Here is a 19,186-nt window from a genome sequence, read left to right on the forward strand (position 1 = left end):
CCGTCGGCCTCCGCCCCCGCCGGCCCGCCCCGCCCGGCCCGCGGGGCCGCGCCCCGCCCGCGGACAGGCGGCCGCCGCCCCCCCCCCCCCCGGCCGGGGGGGGGGGGGCCCCGCGGCCCCCGCGCCTCCTGTCCGTCTACGGGTCGCGCCTCGCGAGGGGGCTCACTCACAGCGGCGCGAGCCGCGTCCGGAGGAGGCAGAACTCGTTGCCCTCCGGGTCCTGCAGGACGTGCCAGGACTCCTCCCCCGTCTGTCCGACGTCGGCCGGCCGCGCTCCGAGCGCCAGCAGCCGATCGAGTTCGGCATACTGGTCGCGGTCCACGGGGCTGAGGTCGAGGTGGAGCCGGAGCGGCTGCGTCTTCGCGTGTTCGACCTTCGCGAGGATGATCGTCGGGGTCGCGCCGCCGAACCCAGCGGCCGGGCCGATCTCGATGTCGTCCTCGTCCCTTGCGAGTTCGACGTAGTCGAGGACCGCGCACCAGAAGCGCGACAACGCCTCGGGGTCGGCACAGTTGAGGACGAGTTCGCTCAGTCGGCTGCTCATGCCGCGGACGCTACCCGTCCGTCGAGCGGGCGGGCAGCCGTGACGGTCGGTGGGCGCGGGGTCCTCGCGGCGTGGGCGGTCGGTCGGTCGGTCGGACCGGCGTACCTGGCGGATTCGGGCGTACCCGGTCGGTTCGGGCGTACCTGGTCGGTTCGGGCGTACCTGGTCGGTTCGGGCGTACCTGGTCGGAACTTTCGGGGCAGTACCCCCGAATCGACCAGGTACCGCGGGCTCGCCCGGTCGGAACGGGCGTCCCTGGCGGATTCGGGCGCACCTGGCGGGAGCGGGCGTAGCCGGTGGGAACGGGCGTACCTGGTAGGAACGTTCGGGGCAGTACGCCCGGATCGACCAGGTACCGCGGGCTCGCCTGGTCGGAACGGGCGTACCTGGCGGGAGCGGGCGTAGCCGGTCGGAACGGGCGTAGCCAGCGGGAACGCTGACGCGACCCCGGGACGGACGGGAGGCGCGGTGCCAGCTGGTACCGCGCCTCCTGTCCGTCTGTCGGCACCCCGGACGAGGGGTCGCCGGACCGCTGCGTGTTCCGGGATGATCGCGGGGTGCTGAAGACCCGCCGGCGGCTGCTGTCCGCGATCGCCGCCACCGGCGTCATGCTGACCCTGACCGGCTGCTCGGGCCACGACGCGTTCCCGAAGGACTACGGACACGCGTGGTTCGACCGGATGTCCTCGCTCCTCGGCGGTGGCGAGAGTGCAGCGGGCGGAGCCGGTGGGCAGCTCCTCGTGGAGGACGACGAGCGTGGAGCGGTCACGGGGTCCGCCGCGCTCGAGTACGACCTCTCCGGCCCGTACGACGTCCTCGCTGTGTGCCGCTCGACGGCGATCGTGCACCTGACGATCCGCGACTTCACCGCCCGGAAGGAGCACGGCGGCGAGTCGACGAACCCGCGCTCGGTCCTCGACGAGGGCGACATCGTCTGCGGCGCCACGACGCGGCTGTCCATCACGGTGCCCGCCGACGCGGACGGAATCGTGCTCGACATCAGCACCGCGGACCGGTCGGGGCGAGCGCTGTGGGACGCGTTCGTGGTGCCCCGGGGTTGGACACCCTGAGGCGAGGGGATGTGCGTCAGGCGGGGACGGACTCGCGCGCCTGGTGCTTCCAGAAGCCCGAGAAGGTGATCCGCGACTTCGGCAGCCCGGCCCGGTGCAGGTGTCGACGCCCCTCGGTCGCGAGGGTCGACTCCCCCACCACGAAGGCGTAGCCGCGGTCGTCGGTCGGCACGTGCCGCTGCAGCTCGGCGAGCGCCGCCCGCCCCGGGACCGCGTGCTCGTCGACCTCGTCGCGGACGATCCACGTGACGCGCACCCCGGCCGGGGCGTCGAGCGCGCGGACGTCGGCCGCCGTGGGGACCTCCTGGATGATGCGGCCGACCGTGTCCCTCGGCAGCGACGCCGCGATCCCGACGACCCCGGGGAGCCCGGTCTCCTCGGCGGCGATCAGGACCTCGCTGGTGTCGGGCGGGCAGTCGAAGATGCAGCCTTGGTCGAGCAGGGCGAGTTCGTCACCGGGGCGTGCACCGCAGGCCCAGATCGCGGCGCGGCCCTCGGGGGTGCCGTCGTCGTCGGTGTGCACGACGAAGTCGACGTCGAGCTCGGCCGTGCCGTCGGCGAGTCGGCGGAAGGCGGCGACGGTGTAGTTCGCGCAGTGCGGCCGGACGTCCTCGGGGATGGCGAGGTAGGTCGGCCACCACTTCGTGCCGTCGAGCTCGGGCATCCGGAACGCGTCCTGGTCGGGGCGCTGCACGAAGAGGCGGAACCAGTGGTCGAACCCGAGGTACCGGAACTCCCCGAGGTCGTCCCCGGTGATCGTGACGCGGTGCATCGACGGGGTGACCCGGGCGCTGCCCACGACGTGGGCACGGAAGAGCCGGGGGTTCTCGGGCAGGAGCCGCGGGATCTTCGCCATGAGGCAAGGCTAACCTAAGATGATCTCCGTGCCAGCCCCGATCTCCGCTCCGGCTCCCGTCCGGCAGTCCCACCGAGCGCGTCCGTCGGACGCGCTCGGTGTGCACCGCACCGCGCTCCGGCGGCGGGCGCTCGTGATCGTCTGCCTCGTCGTGGTGGTCGTGCTCGTGGCGCTGGCGAGCCTGCTCCTCGGCAGCAACCGGATCGGCGCGGACCGGGTGCTCGACGGGCTCCTGCGCACCGGGAGCAGCACGGACGAGGCCATCGTCTGGGGCTCGCGCATCCCGCGGACGCTCATCGGCGCGGCCGTCGGCGCCGCCCTGGGGATCGCCGGGCTGCTCATGCAGGGCCACACCCGGAACCCCCTCGCCGACCCCGGCCTGTTCGGTGTCTCGTCGGGCGCCGGCCTCGCGGTCGTGATCGGCGTCTACGTCTTCGGCATCACGAGCACGGGCGCCACGGTGTGGTTCGCGCTCGTGGGGGCCCTCGTGGCGAGCGTCGTCGTGTTCTCGGTGACGATCGCGGGGAGCGGGACCGCGAGTCCGGTGCCCCTCGCCCTCGCCGGCGCGGCGGTGTCGGCACTCCTCGGCGCCCTGACGTCGTTCGTGGTGCTCACCGACCAGGACTCGCTCGACGCGTACCGCCTGTGGGTCGTCGGGTCGCTCGCGGCACGGCAGCTCGACGTCCTCGGAGCCGTGTGGCCGTTCCTGGTGGCCGGGCTGGTGCTCGCCGTGCTGAACGTGCGGGCGCTCGACGCACTCGGACTCGGGACGGACCTGGCGAAGGGCCTCGGGGAGAACGTGCTCGTCGCGCGGCTCGTCGGACTCGGCGGCATCACGCTCCTCGCCGCCGGGGCGACCGCCGCCGCCGGACCGATCGGGTTCGTCGGGCTGACCGTGCCGCACGTCGCCCGGGCCCTCGTCGGCACGGGGCACCGCTGGACCCTGCCGGTGTCCGCGCTCGTCGGGGCCGCGCTCGTGGTCCTCGCCGACGTGGTCGGCCGCCTGATCGGCGGTTTCGCCGAGGTGGAGGTCGGCATCGTCCTCGCCGTCATCGGTGGCCCGGTGTTCGTCGCCGTCGCACGCCGCCGATCGCTGGTGTCGCTGTGAGCGCGGCGGAGCAGGCGCGGACGCGCACGGACGCGCAGACGCAGACGCAGACGCAGACGGACGCGCGGGCGCAGAAGGGGACGGACGCGCAGACGCAGACGCGCACGGAGACGCACCCCCGCACGCACACCGCCGCGGGCCGCCGCGGCGTCGTCATCGGCCCCGTCGGGCTCGCCTGGCGCCCCCGGGTCTTCTGGTACACGGTCGCCGCACTCGGGGCCGTCGGTGTCCTGGTCGTCCTCGGCGTCGCGATCGGGTCGACCTGGATCGCCCCGGTGACGGTGATCCGGTCGCTGTTCGGGCTCGAGTCGGGACCGGACGCCTTCATCGTGTCCACCCTGCGCCTCCCCCGCGTGCTGACGGGCGCGCTGGTGGGCCTGACGCTGGGGGTCGCCGGAGCCCTGACCCAGACCTTCACGCGGAACCCGCTCGGGACGCCGGACATCATCGGGGTGACCTCCGGCGCGAGCGTGGGAGCGGTGGCCGCGATCGTGCTCGGCGGCGGGTCGTACTCGGTCTCCGCGGTCGTCCTCGGCGGCGGCATCCCGGTCGCCGCGACGATCGGCGCGCTCCTCGCGGCTGCGGCCGTGTACGGGTTCGGGTGGCGCGGCGGGGTGCAGAGCTACCGGTTGATCCTCGTCGGCATCGGGGTGGGCGCGACGCTCGACGCCGTCACGAGCTACCTGCTCGTCCGCGCGAAGATCACCGCCGCGGCCGCGGCCTCGCAGTGGCTCGTCGGCAGCCTGTCGAGCACGTCCTGGTCGAGCGTCTGGCCGCTGCTGATCGTCGCCGCGGTCGCCGTCCCCCTGGCGCTGGCCACGAGCGCCGCCCTCGGCATCGGGCAGCTCGGCGACGAGGTCGCGACCGGCGTCGGCCTGGCCGTCCAGCGGCACCGGCTCGTCGTCATCGCGCTCGCGGTCGTCCTCACCGCCGCGGCCGTCGCCGCAGCCGGCCCGGTGGGGTTCGTCGCGTTCGTCGTCCCGCAGGTCGGGCTCCGGCTCGCCGGCACGAACCGTCCGCCCCTGCTGCTCGCCGGAGCGCTCGGCGCCGCCCTCGTCCTCGCCGCCGACCTGCTCGCCCGCTCGGCGTTCCCCTGGCAGGTCCCGGTGGGCATCATCACGACCGTGATCGGCGCCCCGTACCTGGTCTGGCTCCTCATCCGTCACCGCAAGGAGATGTCCCGATGACCCGCACCGACACCCGGCCCGGCACCACCGACACCCAGCCCGGCACCGCCGTCCCCGTGCTCGAGGCCCGCGGACTCGCCGTCGGCTACGACCGGCACCCCGTGCTCGCCGACCTCGACCTGCGGATCGAACGCGGCACGGTGACGACCTTCCTCGGTGCGAACGGCTGCGGGAAGTCCACGCTGCTCAAGGCCTTCGGCCGCGTCCTGAAGCCGCAGTCCGGCGAGGTCCACCTCGACGGCGTGCCGATCCGCCGCGAGCCGAACCGGGCGGTCGCGAAGAAGCTCGCGATCCTGCCGCAGTCCCCCGTCGCCCCGGCCGGCACGAGCGTGCTCGACCTGGTCATGCGCGGCCGGAACCCGCACCAGTCGTGGGCGAAGCCCTGGACGGCCGACGACGCGGACATCGCCGAGCAGGCGATCGCGGCCACCGGCCTGACCGAGGTCGCCCACCGCGACGTCGCGAGCCTGTCCGGCGGCCAGCGGCAACGAGCGTGGATCGCCCTCGTCGTCGCCCAGCAGGCCGACACCCTCCTCCTCGACGAACCGACGACGTACCTCGACCTGGCGCACCAGCTCGAGGTCCTCCGGCTCGTCCGGCGCCTCAACCGCGAGCAGGGGTCGACCGTGGTCATGGTCCTGCACGACCTGACCCTCGCGGCCCGCTACTCGGACCGGCTCGTGGTCCTGCACGACGGCGGCATCGCGGCCGACGGCACGCCTGCCGAGGTCCTCACCCCGGAGCTGCTGGACCGTGCGTTCGGCCTGCACGCCCGCGTCGTGGCGGACCCGGTGACCGGTGCGCCGATGATCGTGCCCGAGGCCGACGAGCACGACGTGGTCCGGGCCGAGGCGACGCCGGCCGGCACCACCCGTCCGGAATCCGAACTGGCGGGCACCCGAAACTTAGGTTAGCCTCTCCTAACGTGAAGATCATCCGCCGCGGCTCCTTCCGCGCCGCCCTCGTGACCTCCGTGGCCGTCTCGGCCCTCCTCCTCGCCGGCTGCTCCAGCACGGACAGCTCCGACGACAGCGCCGGCAGCGGCAGCAGCGCCGCGGCCGGCGGCGCCTGGTCGTACAAGGACGCCACCGGCACGACCATCAAGGTCGACCACACCCCGAAGCGCGTCGTCGTGCTCAACGACATCGCGATCTCGTTCATCGAGTACGGGCTCAAGCCGGTCGGCACCTTCGGGCAGCTCACCATGGCGAAGGACGCCCGCTTCGACGACCTCGACACCGACGGCATCACGCAGCTCGGCGCCGCCTACGGCGACATCGACCTCGAGCAGCTCGCCGCGCTGAAGCCCGACCTCGTCGTCACCTCGGTCTACCCGACCGACGAGCAGGGCACGCTCGACACCACCCAGCCGGGCTACGGGTTCAAGGACAAGGAGCAGCAGAAGCAGGTCGAGGCGATCGCTCCGGTGGCCCAGGTCAAGTGGGGTGGCAAGGGCGAGGACGTCATCGAGACGATCGCGAAGCTCGCCGAGTCGCTCGGCGCGAAGGAGTCGACGGTCGACAAGGCCGAGGACCGCTTCGAGACCGCCGCGGACGACCTCGAGAAGGTCGCGAAGGACTCGGACCTTCAGGTCGTCTCGATGTACGCCGACGGCGACGGCGCCTACGTGACGCGGCCGACCGACGAGCCGACGCTGCAGATGTACACCTCGTTCGGCGTCGACTTCGTGAACCCGAAGCCGAAGGGCTTCTACTGGGGCATCTACTCGTGGGAGAACGCCGGCCAGATCTCCGGTGACGTGATCCTGCTCTCGCAGCAGGGCTACCAGGTCGCCGACCTCGAGAAGCAGCCGACGTTCGCCGACAACGCGGCCCTCGAAGCGGGTCAGGTCCACAGCTGGACCTTCCCCGCACTCGACTACACCTCGCAGGCCGCCTACATGCAGCAGCTCGCGGGCTGGCTCCAGGACAGCAAGAAGCTGTCCTAGTCCGCACCTGCCGACGGACGGGAGCGCGCCCCGCTCAGCGGTGACGCGCCAGCGTCACGCGGGGCGCGCCGACCGAGCCTGCGAGGGAGGTGTGCCAGCTGGCACCGCGCCTCCCGTCCGTCGGATCCGTCAGTCCGTCACCCCACCGGCACCGCCGCGTTGACGGCCGTCTGCGCCTGCCGCCAGACGGCTGCGCGGGTGGTCGCGTACGTCCCCTCGACGTTGGCGAAGTGCCGCAGGTTCGCCTTCCCGCCGTCGGTGTTGCCCTGCCAGTAGGCGGTCACCGCTCGGGTCGTCCCGCCGACGAGCCAGATCTGGTCGGCGGCGTCGGTCGTGCCCGTCTTGCCGAAGAGCGTCGCGCCGTCCGGTGTCTGCCCGCCGCTCGCGGTCCCGCCGCGGAACGCGCCCTGCATGACCTCGAACGCGGCGGTCGCGACGGCGGTCGGCACGGCCTGCCGGCACGCCCGCGGCTGCCCACCGAGCTCCTCGCCGTCCCGCGACGTCACCTGGTCGATGACGATCGGCGCGCAGTACACCCCGCCGTTCGCCACACCCGCGTACGCGGCCGCCATGGTGAGCGGCGCGATGCTCGTCGTGCCGAGCACCGCAGCCGGGTTCGCGGGGAGGGTGCCACCGGTGGCCGGGTGCACGCCGAGCGCCGCGGCGGTGTCACGGATGTCGCACAGGTCGAGCTGCTCGGCCATCGACGCGTAGGCGGCGTTCACCGACTGTGCCGTGGCCTGCCGGACCGTGAACGGGCCGGTCTGCCCCGGGGAGTCGTTCTTCGGGTTCCAGTAGGAGTCGATGGTCTGCCCGCACTGCGTCCACGTGCTCCGGCCGCGCTTGGTGCCGTCGACGACCGCGTCCGGGCTCCTGCCCGCGGCCAGCCACTGCAGGAGCGTGAACATCTTGTAGGTCGAGCCGACCTGGAACCCGGTCGAGCCGCCGTTGTCCTCGTCGGTCGCGTAGTTCAGCGAGGTCGCACTCGCCGGGGCGTCCGACGAACGGTCGTAGTCCTTGTTCTGCGCCATGGTCAGGACACGGCCCGTCCCCGCCTCGACCGTGTCCAGTGTCGCGCCGAGGGCGAACCGCGACTCGGTTGCCGGGTCGTAGCGGTCGAGCAGCGCCTTCTGCTGGCCGTTCAGGTCGAGGTCGAGCGTCGTCTGCACCCGGTACCCGCCCTTCCGCCAGGCGTCGTCGCGGCGGTCCTCGGTCGGGCCGAGCTGCGGCAGCTGCCTCGCGACCTCGACCGCGTACTGGCAGAAGAACTCGGCGCCGCGGGCGACGGCCTCGCACCCCTGCTGCGGGGGCGTGAGACGGACGTAGTCGGCTGGCTTCGTCGCGAGCGCCTCGGTGAGCTCGGCACGGCTCAGGTGCCCCTGCTCGCGCATCGACCGGAGGATGACGTCACGGCGGGCGACGTTGTCGGCGTAGTGACTCGGGCGTGACAGGTCCCGCCGCTCCGGCCACTGCACGATCGCGATCAGCGACGCGGCCTCGGCCGGGGAGAGGTCGGTGGCGTCCTTGCCGTAGTAGCGCTGCGCGGCGGCCTGCACGCCGTACGTCTGGTCGCCGAAGTACGCGATGTTGAGGTACGCCGACAGGATCTCCTGCTTCGAGTACTCCTTCGCGAGACCGATCGCCAGTTTCATCTCGGCGAGCTTGCGCTGCGCGGACCGCTTCGTGGCGTCCTTGTACGCCGCGTCGCGCTCCTCGGCCGTCGGGAGCTCGCTCGCCTGCTGGATCTTGATGTTCCGCACCAGCTGCATCGTGATGGTCGACCCGCCGGAGCCGCCCTTGCCACCCGCGGCGACGACGCTCACGAGGGACCGGACCATGCTCGTCGCGTCGACCCCGCCGGTCTCGTAGAAGCGCTTGTCCTCGCCGTCCACCGCCGCGTGCTCGAGGGTGTCGCTGATCTGGTCGAGACTGAGCTCCTGACGGTTCTGCGCCCAGACGTTCGCCAGGTGCACGGGCTTCCCGCCGCGGTACGCCCAGACCTCGTTCCGCTGGGGCAGCTCGCCGATCTCGATGTACTCGGGCATCGAGTCGAACACTCCGATCGCCGAGGTCGTCCCCACCCCGGCCACCGCCAGCACCGGCGTCACGCCGACCCCGACCAACAAACCGGCGAGCACACTCCCGCCGACGAAGCCGAGCGCGGCTCCTCCTGCACGTCTGAACGTCATCCCCTGGGCCTCCCCCTCGTGTGGATCCCCGCTGCTGCGGTCCCCGGACCCTCCCAGCCGTGTTCGGACGACTCCCGGGACTTCGCCGGGGAATCCCACCAGAGCGGCTGGGAAGGTCCCGAGGCGGTACGGATCGTTACGGAAGGCGGGCGGATACGCTCGACGGATGGCGGACCACGGCTGGCGCGAAGACGTGCTCGGGGCGCCGTTCGAACGCCTCGAGCTCCCGCTCGGCGACGACCACGAGGGACCGGTCGTGGCGACGCTCGTCCGCCGACGCCGCACCCCGGCGGATCTCCTGCTGCACGCGCACGGCCCGTTGCACGGTGTCGACGTGCTGTACGTGCACGGCTGGTCGGACTACTTCTTCCAGGTCGAGCTCGCGGATCGGATCGAGCGGCTCGGCGCCCGGTTCCACGCCCTCGACCTGCGCAAGTACGGGCGGAGCCTGCGGCCCGGGCAGACCCCGGGGAACGTCGACGACCTCGCCACCTACGACGAGGACATCGCCGCCGCGCTCGACGCCATCGCCGCCGAGCACCACGGTGAGACGGGCCGACGACTCGTGCCGATGGGACACTCCACCGGCGGACTCACCCTGTCGCTCTGGGCCGCACGGCACCCCGACCGGGTCGACGGCCTCGTCCTGAACAGCCCCTGGCTCGAGTTCCAGGCCAAGGCCGTCGGCCGTGCCCTCGTCGCCCCGGTCGTCCGGCTCGGCGCCCGACGGAACCCGCTCGCGCCGATGCCCGCCGTCGACCCGGGCTTCTACACCCGCACGGTGTCCGCCGCGGGCGAGGGCTCGTGGACGTACGACCAGCAGTGGCGACCCGACCGCGGCTTCCCCCTGCACCCGAACTGGCTCGCGGCGGTGTTCGACGGGCAGGCCACGGTCGAGGACGGCCTCGGCATCGAGGTGCCCGTGCTCGTCCTCCTGAGCGACAAGAGCATGCTGCAACCCCGGTGGGACGACGGCATGGCACGGGCCGACGTCGCCCTCAACGTCGACGTCGTCGCACACCGGGCCCTGTCCCTCGGCAGCGAGGTCACGATCCGCCGACTGCACGGGGCCCTGCACGACGTCGTGCTCTCCGTCCCCGAGGTCCGGGAGCACGCGTACGACGCGATCGACCGCTGGGCGGCGTCCCTCCCCCGCTGACCGAGCCGCCGCTACCGTGGCCTGCATGACCGCCGTCACGCTCGTCCGTCTCGACCCGACCGGCGCCGACCGCGCCGACCTGATCGCGTTCCTCACGAGCGAGGAGTTCCCGTTCCACGTCCGACGCACCATCGCCCGCGCCGACGCCGAGGCCGCGGTCGACGCCGGCGCCTACCGTGACGGCGAGCACGACACGTACTGGCTCGAGCACGCCGAGCTCGGGCGGGTCGGGATCGTCCGGCTCGAGGACCTCGAGGACCCGGTGCCGCTCTTCGACCTCCGCATCGCCGGCCGGTTCCGCGGCCGTGGCCTCGGTGTGCCCGCGCTCCGTGCGACGACGGACCACGTGTTCACCACCCTGCCCGCCGTCACGCGCTTCGAGGGGCAGACGCGCGAGGACAACGTCGCGATGCGGCGCGTGTTCGTCCGTGCGGGCTGGGTGAAGGAGGCGCACTACCGCGAGGGCTGGCCAGTCGAGGGTGGACGCCCCGTCGCGTCCGTCGGCTACGGCGTGCTCCGGCGGGACTGGGAGACCGGCACGACCACGCCGGTGCCGTGGGACGACGACGAGCGCTGACCGTCCCGGTTCGCGATCCCCGGGATCCCCGAACCGGAACGGTCACGCGGGACGACTGAACAGGTTCACCAGCGTGCCGTCCGGGTCCCGGACGAGCGCGGACCGGTTGCCCCACGGCATCGTCGTCGGCGGCAGCACCACGTCGCCGAGCCCGTCCTGCAGGCGACCGAAGGCGGCGTCCACGTCCGCCACGAGGAACTCGACGATCGCACTGCCCGCGACACCAGCCCGCGGCGCGTCGACGCCGAGCATCGCGACCGTCGCCGGCGTCGCGAGCGCGAGCACGAGGCCGCCGGTCACGAACTCGGCGAAGACCGGGGCCGGACGTCGGGCGGTGGTGCCGGTGATGCGCTCGTAGAACGCCACCATCCCCTCCAGGTCCTCGGTGATGATGCGGATCGATGCGAACTCCACGGTGTGCCTTCCCGGGTGACCACCGTGACCACCCGGGGACGAGCATCCTCGCCGTCCGCGACACCGTCCTGTCGGGGTTTCCGCGGATCGGTCCGTCAGTCTCCGAGGACGGGTCGGAGCACCCCGTGCGGTATGTCGAGTTCCTCGATCCGGACGACCCGCGGCGGCGCGGCCTCGTCGGTCTCCTCGACGACCAGCACCCGGTCGCCACGGAAGGCCCGGACCCCGTCGCGCAGTCGGCACCAGGCGACGAGGTACCAGTCCTCCCCCTTGCCGACGTACCCGAGTGGTTCGACCGTGCGGTCGGTCTCGGTGCCGTTCGCGTCGCGGTACCGCATCCGCACCACGCGTCCGCCCGTGAGCGCACCCGCGAGGGCGACGGGTGCCGGGGTCCGGTCGCCCGCCTCGAGCAGGAGCACCCGTGCGGCGAGCCGGGCCGTCCGTCGGGCGTCGTCCTCGGCGAGGACCGCGGTGACCTTGCGCGCCGCGCTCCTGGCGGCATCGCGGAAGGGGCTCGCACCGAGGGTCCCGAGGCCGATCGCCACGGCGAGCGCCTCGTCCACCGTGAACCCGAGGGGCGGGAGCGTCGCACGGGCGTCGATGGTGTACCCGCCGGTGCGTCCCGGCTCGGACCAGATCGGCAGGCCGGCCTCCTGCAGCGCGCGCAGGTCCCGCTCGACGGTGCGGACGCTCACCCCGAAGTGCTCGGCCAGGCGACGGGCGCTCCGCCGGCCGGGTGCCGCCGCGCGCAGCTCCTCGACGAGCGCGTACAGGCGGTCGGTCCGGTTCACGACGCGACCCTAGCGCCCTGGACGCACCACGGGACGGGCCTGGAGGCGCGGTGCGGGCCGGCACCGCGCCTCCAGGCCCGTGGACGGTCGCGTCTCAGGAACGCGACAGGCGCGTCACCGTCGCGTGCGCGCCGTCCGCGATCAGCCCGTCGAGGGCGTCGCGGTAGGCCGCGACGAACCGCTCGTCGTCCACCAGGTCCCCGAACACCTGCCGGTTCCGGATGAAGGCGAGCCGGTCGTCCCGCTGGGTGAGCGCGATGCGGTGCAGTTCGTCGGCCAGCCGGTCCACGATCCGGATCGGCTCGCCGGACTCGTCGGTGCCCTCGTCGTAGCGGGCCCACGAGGCCACGATGCCCGCGGACAGGGTGACGGGTCGGTCGGCGGCGAGGTTCTCGCGCACCACCGGCAGCAGCCACTTCGGGATGCGGTCGCTCGACTCGGCACAGAGGCGGGCGAGGGTGTCGCGGACCTCGGGGTTCTGGAAGCGCTCGATGAGGGTGGACTTGTAGTCCTCGAGGTCGATGCCGGGCACCGGGTGCAGGGTCGGGGTGCCCTCCTCGTCCATGTAGCGGCGCAGGAAGGTCGCGATCGCCGGGTCCTGCGTGGCCTCGTGCGCGTAGCGGTACCCGGACAGGTACCCGAAGTAGCACAGGCCCTGGTGGCTGGCGTTGAGGAGTCGGAGCTTCATGAGCTCGTACGGCTCGACGTCGTCGACGATCTGGACGTCGGCCTGCTCGTACGGCGGGCGGCCTGCCGGGTGGTCGTCCTCGAGCACCCACTGGAAGAACGGTTCGGCGACGACCGGCCAGGCGTCCTCGATGCCGAGTTCGTCGCGGACCCAGGCGCGGTCCTCGTCGGCGGTGACCGGGGTGATCCGGTCGACCATCGAGTTCGGGAACGAGACGTGCTCGTCCATCCAGTCGGCGAACGCCGGGTCCTGCAGCCGGGCGTAGGCGGTGAACATCTCGCGGGCGACGTGCCCGTTCCCCTGGATGTTGTCGCAGGACATCACGGTGAAGGGCTCCAGCCCGCGGTCCCGCCGGCGCCGCAGGGCTTCGACGACGAGTCCGAACACGGTGTGCGGCGGGCCGTCGCCGCGCAGGTCGGCTGCGACGCCCGGCTCGTCGGCGACGAACTCGCCGGTGACGTGGTCGAAGTTGTAGCCGCCCTCGGTGATGGTCAGGCTGACGATCCGGGTGTCCGGGTGCGCCATCTTCTCGACGACGGCGTCGGGGTCGTCGACGGCGAGCAGGTAGTCGACGATGCTGCCGATCACGCGGGACTCGCGGGTGCCGTCGGCGTGCTTGAGGACGAGCGTGTACAGCCCGCCCTGCTCGGCCATCGCCGTGGCCATCCGGCGGTCCTGCTCGAGGACGCCGACGCCGCAGATGCCGTACTCGCGGCCCTCGCCCCGCTGGAGCAGCCGGTCGATAACCATCGCCTGGTGCGCCCGGTGGAAGCCGCCGACGCCGAAGTGCACGATGCCGGCGGTGATGCCGTCGCGGTCGTAGGTCGGGACGGCGACACCGCTCGCGGCGACCTCGTCGAGGTGCTGCGGGGACAGACGGACGGGCATCGGGTACTCCTTCGTACGGCGGACGTGCTCGCCCAGTCAACCACGTGCACATCTGTTCAGAACCACGGTTCCCGCCGGGGTACGTACCTGAAGATGCTCTCCACGTCGTTGCACCGAGTGCATCGATGCACCTAGTGTCGTGGCCGTGACCCTGTCGATCGACCGCCGTGCTGCCCTCAAGGCGAAGCACCGTGCGGCGATCCTGCAGGCGGCTCGCGACCTCATCGACGAGCGCGGCGGCCGCGAGTTCAGCGTCGACGACCTCGCGTCCCGGGCCGACATCGCCCGCCGGACGGTCTTCAACCACTTCGGGTCCCTCGACGAGGTCCTGCTCGCCGTCTGCGAGCAGGAGCTCTCCGTCATCATCGACCGCTTCCTCGCCGACATGGCGAAGACCCCGGTCGGCGACGGCAGCCGCTCGTCGATGTTCGACGAGCTCGAGTCCGCCGCGCGCGGTGCCGACCTGGCGCCCGCGATCGCCGGGATGTACCGGATCCTCGGCGACCCCGGCAAGGACGACCCCAAGGCCGCGGTGCTCACCCAGACCGCCTTCGCACGGGTCACCGAACGGCTCCGTGACGAGGTCGCCCGACGCCACCCGGCCGCCGACGCACTCGACGCCGCACTCCTCGTCGAGTCCCTGATGAGCGGGATCGTCGTGATCGCCGACCACTGGCTCACGACGACCGGACCCCGCCTCGACCCGGACGCGATCGACGCCTGGGACGCCCTGCTCGCACGACTCGTGCACAGCGTCCGCAGCGGCTACATGGCCGACGACTGACACCTCCCTCCCCAGGGGTCCACCGGCGCACCCCGCACCACAGCAGCTGACAACGAAAGGATCGGGGCAACCGCATGGCCGGTCTCCTCTACCGTCTCGGACGGTTCTCCGCGCGACGCCACTGGCTCGTGATCATCGCCTGGATCGTGATCATGGGCATCGCCGGTGTCACGTACTCGCTGTTCGCCGGCACCATCTCGTCGTCGATCACGATCCCGAACACCAAGACGAGCCAGGTGCAGGACGAGCTCGCCGACAAGTTCCCGTCGGCGAACGGCGGCACCGGCACGATCGTCTTCGAGACGACGGACGGCAAGGCGTTCACGGACACCCAGAAGTCCGACGTCGCGGACTTCCTGCAGAAGGTCGAGCAGCTCGACGGCGTCAAGGGCGCCACGAGCGGCTTCGACACGCAGCAGCAGCTCGACGACCAGCGGCAGAAGATCGTCGACGGCCGCGAGCAGATCACCGACGGCCGCGCGAAGATCGAGAGCGGTCAGAAGGAGCTCGACGCGCAGCAGTCGCAGTTGGCGTCCGCCAAGGAGCAGATCGCCAGCGCGCAGGCCCAGCTGGACGCGAAGAAGGCCCAGGCCGAGGCAGCCGGAGCCGCCGCCGCGGCCGCCGCCCAGACGCAGCTCGCGCAGGCGCAGGCGCAGATCGACGCGCAGCAGCAGCAGATCACCTCGGGTGAGCAGCAGCTCGAGGCCGCGCAGCAGCAGATCGACGCCAACACGAAGAAGCTCGACGCGAGCGAGCAGGAGCTCGAACAGGGCTCGAAGCTCCTCGACCTGTCGAAGGACATCCGCTTCGTGTCGTCGAACGGCAGCGCCGTCATCGGCACCGTGCAGTTCACGAAGTCGACCTACGAGGTCCCGGCCGACACGAAGACCCAGATCGCGGACGACGCCGAGGCGGCCGACATCGCAGGCGTCGACGTGTACGTCTCGAACGACATCGCCCAGGGCGTCCCGTCGATCCTCGGTCCGGGCGAGATCGGCGGCGTGATCATCGCCGCGATCGTGCTGTTCCTCATGCTCCGCACGATCATCGGCGCGGCCGTCCCGCTCGTCTCCGCCGTACTCGGCGTCGGCGTCGCGTCCCTCGCGGCCCTGTCGTTCTCGAGCCTCGTCGAGTTCATCTCGGTCACGCCGGTGCTGGGGGTGATGCTCGGCCTGGCGGTCGGCATCGACTACTCGCTCTTCATCCTCAACCGACACCGGACGCAGCTGAAGCAGGGCATGGGCGTGCACGAGTCCATCGGGCTCGCGAACGGCACCTCCGGCAACGCCGTGGTCTTCGCCGGCGCGACCGTCATCGTCGCGCTCCTCGCCCTGAACATCACGGGCATCCCGTTCCTCGGCCTCATGGGCACCGTCGGCGCGGTCGCGGTGTTCTTCGCGATCCTCATCGCGACCTCCTTCACCCCGGCGCTGCTGTCGCTCATCGGCATGCGGATCCTCCGGAAGAAGGAGCGCGCGAAGATCGGCAACACCGACTCGACCCGGGTGCCGAACAAGCCGATGTCGACCTGGCGCGCGGTCATCACGCTCGTCGCCGGCGTCGCGGTGCTCGGCACGATCGCGCTCCCCGCCACGCAGATGCGCCTCGGCCTGCCGACCGGTGCGTCCGAGTCGGTCGACTCCAGCCAGTACAAGGCCTACAAGGCGCTCGACAGCGAGTTCGGCGCCGGCCAGAACGGCCCGCTCCTCGTCGTCGCGACCCTGCCGGACGCGGTCAGCAAGGACGACGTCACCGCGACCGAGGTCACCATCGGCGAGGCGATCGCGAAGAACGACGACGTCAAGGCCGTCCTGCCGATCGGCGCCTCGAAGGACCGTGACATCATCGCGTTCCAGGTGAAGCCCGCCGGCGGTCCGGACAGCGTCTCCACCGAGACCCTCGTCAGGGACCTCCGCGAGCAGACCGTCTCCACCGACGACGGCAAGGTCACGCTCGGCGTCGCCGGCAACGCGTCCGCGAACATCGACGTGTCCGAGAAGCTCTCGAACGTGCTGCCGCTCTACCTCGTGGTGGTCGTCGGGCTCTCGCTCATCATCCTCATCATCGTGTTCCGGTCGTTCCTCGTCCCGATCACCGCGACGGCCGGCTTCATCCTGTCCGTCCTGGCTTCGTTCGGTGGCCTGACCGCGATCTACCAGTGGGGCTGGCTCGGCAGCGTGTTCGGGGTGCACGACCCCGCACCGATCCTGAGCTTCCTGCCCATCATCGAGATCGGCATCCTGTTCGGACTCGCGATGGACTACCAGCTCTTCCTGGTGTCGGGCATGCGCGAGGCGTACGCCCACGGCGCGAGCGCGAAGGTCGCGGTCCAGCGCGGACTGCACGCCGGTCGCGCGGTGGTCACGGCGGCCGCGATCATCATGATCTCGGTGTTCGCGGGCTTCATCTTCTCGGACTCCTCGACCATCAAGCCGATCGGCTTCGGGCTGGCGTTCGGCGTGCTCATCGACGCCTTCGTCGTCCGCATGCTGCTCATCCCGGCCGCGATGCACCTGCTCGGCGAGAGCGCGTGGTGGTTCCCGAAGTGGCTCGACCGGATCGTGCCGGACGTCGACGTCGAGGGCGCGAAGCTCGAGCGGTCGCACCCGACCGGCGGGCGCGAGAGCACCCACACCGGTTCGCACGCGCTGCCGGTGGAGCCGGACGCGAACGCGCACGAGTCAGGGCACCCGCCGGCGCACCGCGCGTAGTCACGGCGCGACCACCCAGGAGGCGCGGGTCGACCCACACGGGTCGATCCGCGCCTCCTGTGCGTCGCGGCCGGCGCCCGTCTGCCGAGCCGGAACGACATCGCCGATGTCGTACGACAGCGACGATGTCGCCACTCCGCGCGTGCAACAGTTGCGTCCGCTCACGAGCGACAGGACCGATGTCGTACGACGCCGACGATGTCGCAGGTTGCACGCGCGCCCCCCTCTCACGCAACCAGTCCCGCACCCGCCACTCGTTCGCGCACGAACGGTACAGTGGACGGATGACCGAGACCGACGTCGACCCGCTCGCCCTCGACCGCCAGCTCTGCTTCGCGCTCGCGGCCACGAGCCGGAGCGTCATCGGGCTCTACCGCGACCTGCTCGAGCCCATGGGCCTGACGCACCCGCAGTACCTCGTGATGCTCGCCCTGTGGGAGCAGGACCCGCGATCGGTGCGCGAGATCGCCCGCGAACTCCGCCTCGACTCCGCGACCCTGAGCCCGCTGCTCAAGCGCCTCGAAGCCTCCGGGTACGTCCGCCGCATCCGGAGCGCCACGGACGAACGCCAGCTCGAGGTCTCCCTCACCGTCGCCGGGCGTTCCCTGCGCGAACAGGCCCGGGCGGTCCCCCTCGCAGTCGCCGACCGCCTCGGCTGGCCGCTGGAACGCCTCGAAGCGCTGAAGGACGAGCTCACCGAACTGCTCGAGCGCGTCGACGCGGTGTGACCGATCCCGGGATCGGCGATGTGCTCCGCAGCCGTTCGTGGCACAATGGTTCGTGTACGAACGAAAGGGATGACCATGGGTCGCTTCGGGCAGTGGTACGAACGGTGGAACAGCACCCTCATCGCCAAGATGGGTCCGTCGCAGATCGGCGCCGGGCACCCCGAGGGCATCGACGACCGCACCGTCGACCGCGGTTGCCCGATCTGCGGCCAGCCCCTCTCGCGGCACCAGGTGATCCGACCCGAGGGCCAGGTGCGCTCGTCGACGCTCGTGTGCCCCAGATCCTGACGATCCGCACGGAGCGGGAATTGCACACGGCAACACCTCGTTCCATCCCCGCGTGAAGCTCTTCGAACCCGCCGAACTCGGCGCACTCCCCCTGTCGAACCGCATCGTCATGGCGCCCCTCACGCGCACCCGCGCGGGCGAGCACGGCGTCCCGAACGACCTGCTCGTGGAGCACTACGCCCAGCGCGCCGGCCTCGGCCTCATCGTCACCGAGGGCACCTGGCCCGTGCAGGAAGGCCGCTCGTACCCCGGCCAGCCCGGCATCGAGACCGACGAGCAGATCGCCGGCTGGCGCCGCGTGGCCGACGCCGTGCACGCCGAGGGCGGCCGCATCGTGATGCAGCTCATGCACGGTGGCCGCGTCTCCCACACCGCCATCTCCGCCACCCCGCGCATCGTCGCGCCGTCGGCGATCGCCGCTCCGGGGCAGACCCACCTGCCGGACGGCTCGAAGGCCGACATGCCCGTCCCGCACGCCCTGACCACCGACGAGGTCCACGAGGCCGTGCAGGGCTTCGTCCGCGCCGCCCGCAACGCGATCGCCGCCGGACTCGACGGCGTCGAGGTGCACGGGGCGAACGGCTACCTCGTGCACGAGTTCATGTCGGCAGCGTCCAACACCCGCACCGACGAGTACGGCGGCTCGGCCGAGAACCGCGCGCGCTTCGCGATCGAGGTCACCACGGCCGTCGCCGAGGCCATCGGCGCCGACCGCACCGGCATCCGCCTGTCGCCCGAGCACGGGATCCAGGGTGTCCTCGAGAGCGACCCCGAGGACGTCCGCGCGGTCTACACCGCCATCGCCGAGGGCCTCGCACCGCTCGGTCTCGCCTTCGTCGACGTCCTGCACGCCGAGCCGACCGGTGACCTCGTGCAGCACATCCGTCGCACGGCGGGCGCTCCGCTCGTCGCCAACTCCGGCTTCAGCGCGCTGACGACCCGCGACGAGGCGATCGCCCTCGTCGAGGGCGGTCACGCAGACGCCGTCGGGGTCGGTCGTGCGGCGATCGCGAACCCGGACCTCGCGTACCGCTGGGAGCAGGACACCGAGCTCAACGAGCCGCGTCCCGAGTTCTTCTACGGCGCGACGGCCGAGGGCTACACCGACTACCCGACGCTGGCCGAGGCGCGCGCGCAGGCCGCGTAGTCGACGCGGCTGCGTGACGGACGGGAGGCGGGGGGGGGCGGGGGGCCCCCCCCCCCCCCGCCCCCCCCCCCCCCCCGGGGGGGGGGGGCCCCCCCCGGGGGGGGGGGGC

18 protein-coding genes are annotated in these 19,186 nt (G+C 72.1%); 12 read left to right on the top strand and 6 right to left on the bottom strand.

What is annotated here, in order from left to right:
- Positions 1 to 166: 166 nt before the first annotated feature.
- Positions 167 to 544 carry a VOC family protein gene (locus ACIQUC_RS12650; protein WP_402267370.1) on the bottom strand — a complete coding sequence of 126 codons (378 nt, stop codon included), beginning with the start codon at positions 542 to 544 and terminating at the stop codon, positions 167 to 169.
- A 557-nt stretch (positions 545 to 1,101) separates the two neighbouring features.
- Between ACIQUC_RS12650 and ACIQUC_RS12655 the strand changes: the two genes are divergently transcribed.
- Positions 1,102 to 1,614 (top strand): hypothetical protein, encoded by a 513-nt coding sequence (locus ACIQUC_RS12655; RefSeq protein WP_402267372.1) that lies wholly within the window; start codon positions 1,102 to 1,104, stop codon positions 1,612 to 1,614.
- A 16-nt stretch (positions 1,615 to 1,630) separates the two neighbouring features.
- Here the strand turns inward: ACIQUC_RS12655 and ACIQUC_RS12660 are convergent, their stop codons facing one another.
- The gene (locus tag ACIQUC_RS12660) at positions 1,631 to 2,470 is read right to left on the bottom strand and encodes a siderophore-interacting protein (RefSeq protein WP_402267374.1); all 840 of its coding nucleotides are present in this window, start codon (positions 2,468 to 2,470) and stop codon (positions 1,631 to 1,633) included.
- A gap of 19 nt (positions 2,471 to 2,489) precedes the next feature.
- On the opposite strand from ACIQUC_RS12660, the gene ACIQUC_RS12665 reads away from it, so the two are divergent.
- The 4 genes from ACIQUC_RS12665 to ACIQUC_RS12680 are packed head-to-tail and all read left to right on the top strand — an operon-like array spanning position 2,490 to position 6,713.
- Positions 2,490 to 3,578, top strand: coding sequence for a FecCD family ABC transporter permease (locus ACIQUC_RS12665; RefSeq protein ID WP_402267377.1), 1,089 nt, complete (start codon positions 2,490 to 2,492; stop codon positions 3,576 to 3,578).
- Positions 3,575 to 4,765, top strand: coding sequence for a FecCD family ABC transporter permease (locus ACIQUC_RS12670; RefSeq protein ID WP_402267379.1), 1,191 nt, complete (start codon positions 3,575 to 3,577; stop codon positions 4,763 to 4,765). The genes ACIQUC_RS12665 and ACIQUC_RS12670 overlap by 4 nt, the downstream gene beginning before the upstream one ends.
- Positions 4,762 to 5,679, top strand: a complete 918-nt coding sequence (locus ACIQUC_RS12675) for an ABC transporter ATP-binding protein (RefSeq protein ID WP_402267381.1) — start codon at positions 4,762 to 4,764, stop codon at positions 5,677 to 5,679. The genes ACIQUC_RS12670 and ACIQUC_RS12675 overlap by 4 nt, the downstream gene beginning before the upstream one ends.
- A gap of 11 nt (positions 5,680 to 5,690) precedes the next feature.
- Entirely contained in the window at positions 5,691 to 6,713 is a 1,023-nt protein-coding gene (locus tag ACIQUC_RS12680) for an ABC transporter substrate-binding protein (RefSeq protein ID WP_402267384.1), read from the top strand.
- 137 nt (positions 6,714 to 6,850) lie between these two features.
- On the opposite strand, the gene ACIQUC_RS12685 is transcribed toward ACIQUC_RS12680, so the two are convergent.
- Positions 6,851 to 8,902 (bottom strand): transglycosylase domain-containing protein, encoded by a 2,052-nt coding sequence (locus tag ACIQUC_RS12685; protein WP_402267387.1) that lies wholly within the window; start codon positions 8,900 to 8,902, stop codon positions 6,851 to 6,853.
- 166 nt (positions 8,903 to 9,068) lie between these two features.
- Between ACIQUC_RS12685 and ACIQUC_RS12690 the strand changes: the two genes are divergently transcribed.
- Complete coding sequence (locus ACIQUC_RS12690) at positions 9,069 to 10,061, top strand: alpha/beta hydrolase (RefSeq protein WP_402267389.1); 993 nt, start codon at positions 9,069 to 9,071, stop codon at positions 10,059 to 10,061.
- Between the two features lie 25 nt (positions 10,062 to 10,086).
- Positions 10,087 to 10,638 carry a GNAT family N-acetyltransferase gene (locus tag ACIQUC_RS12695; protein ID WP_031260893.1) on the top strand — a complete coding sequence of 184 codons (552 nt, stop codon included), beginning with the start codon at positions 10,087 to 10,089 and terminating at the stop codon, positions 10,636 to 10,638.
- A 42-nt stretch (positions 10,639 to 10,680) separates the two neighbouring features.
- Here ACIQUC_RS12695 and ACIQUC_RS12700 read toward each other — a convergent pair whose 3' ends face one another.
- From ACIQUC_RS12700 to ACIQUC_RS12710, 3 genes are all read right to left on the bottom strand, one after another.
- Complete coding sequence (locus tag ACIQUC_RS12700) at positions 10,681 to 11,052, bottom strand: VOC family protein (protein WP_031260895.1); 372 nt, start codon at positions 11,050 to 11,052, stop codon at positions 10,681 to 10,683.
- Positions 11,053 to 11,147: 95 nt separating this feature from the next.
- Positions 11,148 to 11,843: a YafY family protein gene (locus ACIQUC_RS12705; RefSeq protein ID WP_022905328.1), complete on the bottom strand. Its 696-nt coding sequence runs from the start codon at positions 11,841 to 11,843 to the stop codon at positions 11,148 to 11,150.
- A gap of 94 nt (positions 11,844 to 11,937) precedes the next feature.
- Complete coding sequence (locus ACIQUC_RS12710; protein ID WP_402267394.1) at positions 11,938 to 13,419, bottom strand: mannitol dehydrogenase family protein; 1,482 nt, start codon at positions 13,417 to 13,419, stop codon at positions 11,938 to 11,940.
- Between the two features lie 145 nt (positions 13,420 to 13,564).
- Between ACIQUC_RS12710 and ACIQUC_RS12715 the strand changes: the two genes are divergently transcribed.
- The 5 genes from ACIQUC_RS12715 to ACIQUC_RS12735 all read left to right on the top strand — a co-directional run bounded on the left by ACIQUC_RS12715 (position 13,565) and on the right by ACIQUC_RS12735 (position 19,077).
- A complete protein-coding gene (locus ACIQUC_RS12715) occupies positions 13,565 to 14,203 on the top strand; it encodes a TetR/AcrR family transcriptional regulator (protein WP_402267397.1) in 639 nt (212 codons plus the stop codon).
- A gap of 74 nt (positions 14,204 to 14,277) precedes the next feature.
- The gene (locus tag ACIQUC_RS12720) at positions 14,278 to 16,914 is read left to right on the top strand and encodes an MMPL family transporter (RefSeq protein WP_402267400.1); all 2,637 of its coding nucleotides are present in this window, start codon (positions 14,278 to 14,280) and stop codon (positions 16,912 to 16,914) included.
- A 284-nt stretch (positions 16,915 to 17,198) separates the two neighbouring features.
- Entirely contained in the window at positions 17,199 to 17,642 is a 444-nt protein-coding gene (locus tag ACIQUC_RS12725) for a MarR family winged helix-turn-helix transcriptional regulator (protein WP_402267403.1), read from the top strand.
- 69 nt (positions 17,643 to 17,711) lie between these two features.
- Positions 17,712 to 17,930, top strand: a complete 219-nt coding sequence (locus tag ACIQUC_RS12730; RefSeq protein WP_402267406.1) for a hypothetical protein — start codon at positions 17,712 to 17,714, stop codon at positions 17,928 to 17,930.
- 52 nt (positions 17,931 to 17,982) lie between these two features.
- Positions 17,983 to 19,077, top strand: coding sequence for an alkene reductase (locus tag ACIQUC_RS12735; RefSeq protein WP_402267409.1), 1,095 nt, complete (start codon positions 17,983 to 17,985; stop codon positions 19,075 to 19,077).
- Positions 19,078 to 19,186: the final 109 nt, after the last annotated feature.

Origin of the sequence: Curtobacterium sp. NPDC098951 (assembly GCF_044759965.1) — a bacterium.
In the GTDB taxonomy this organism is placed as follows: Bacteria; Actinomycetota; Actinomycetes; order Actinomycetales; family Microbacteriaceae; genus Curtobacterium.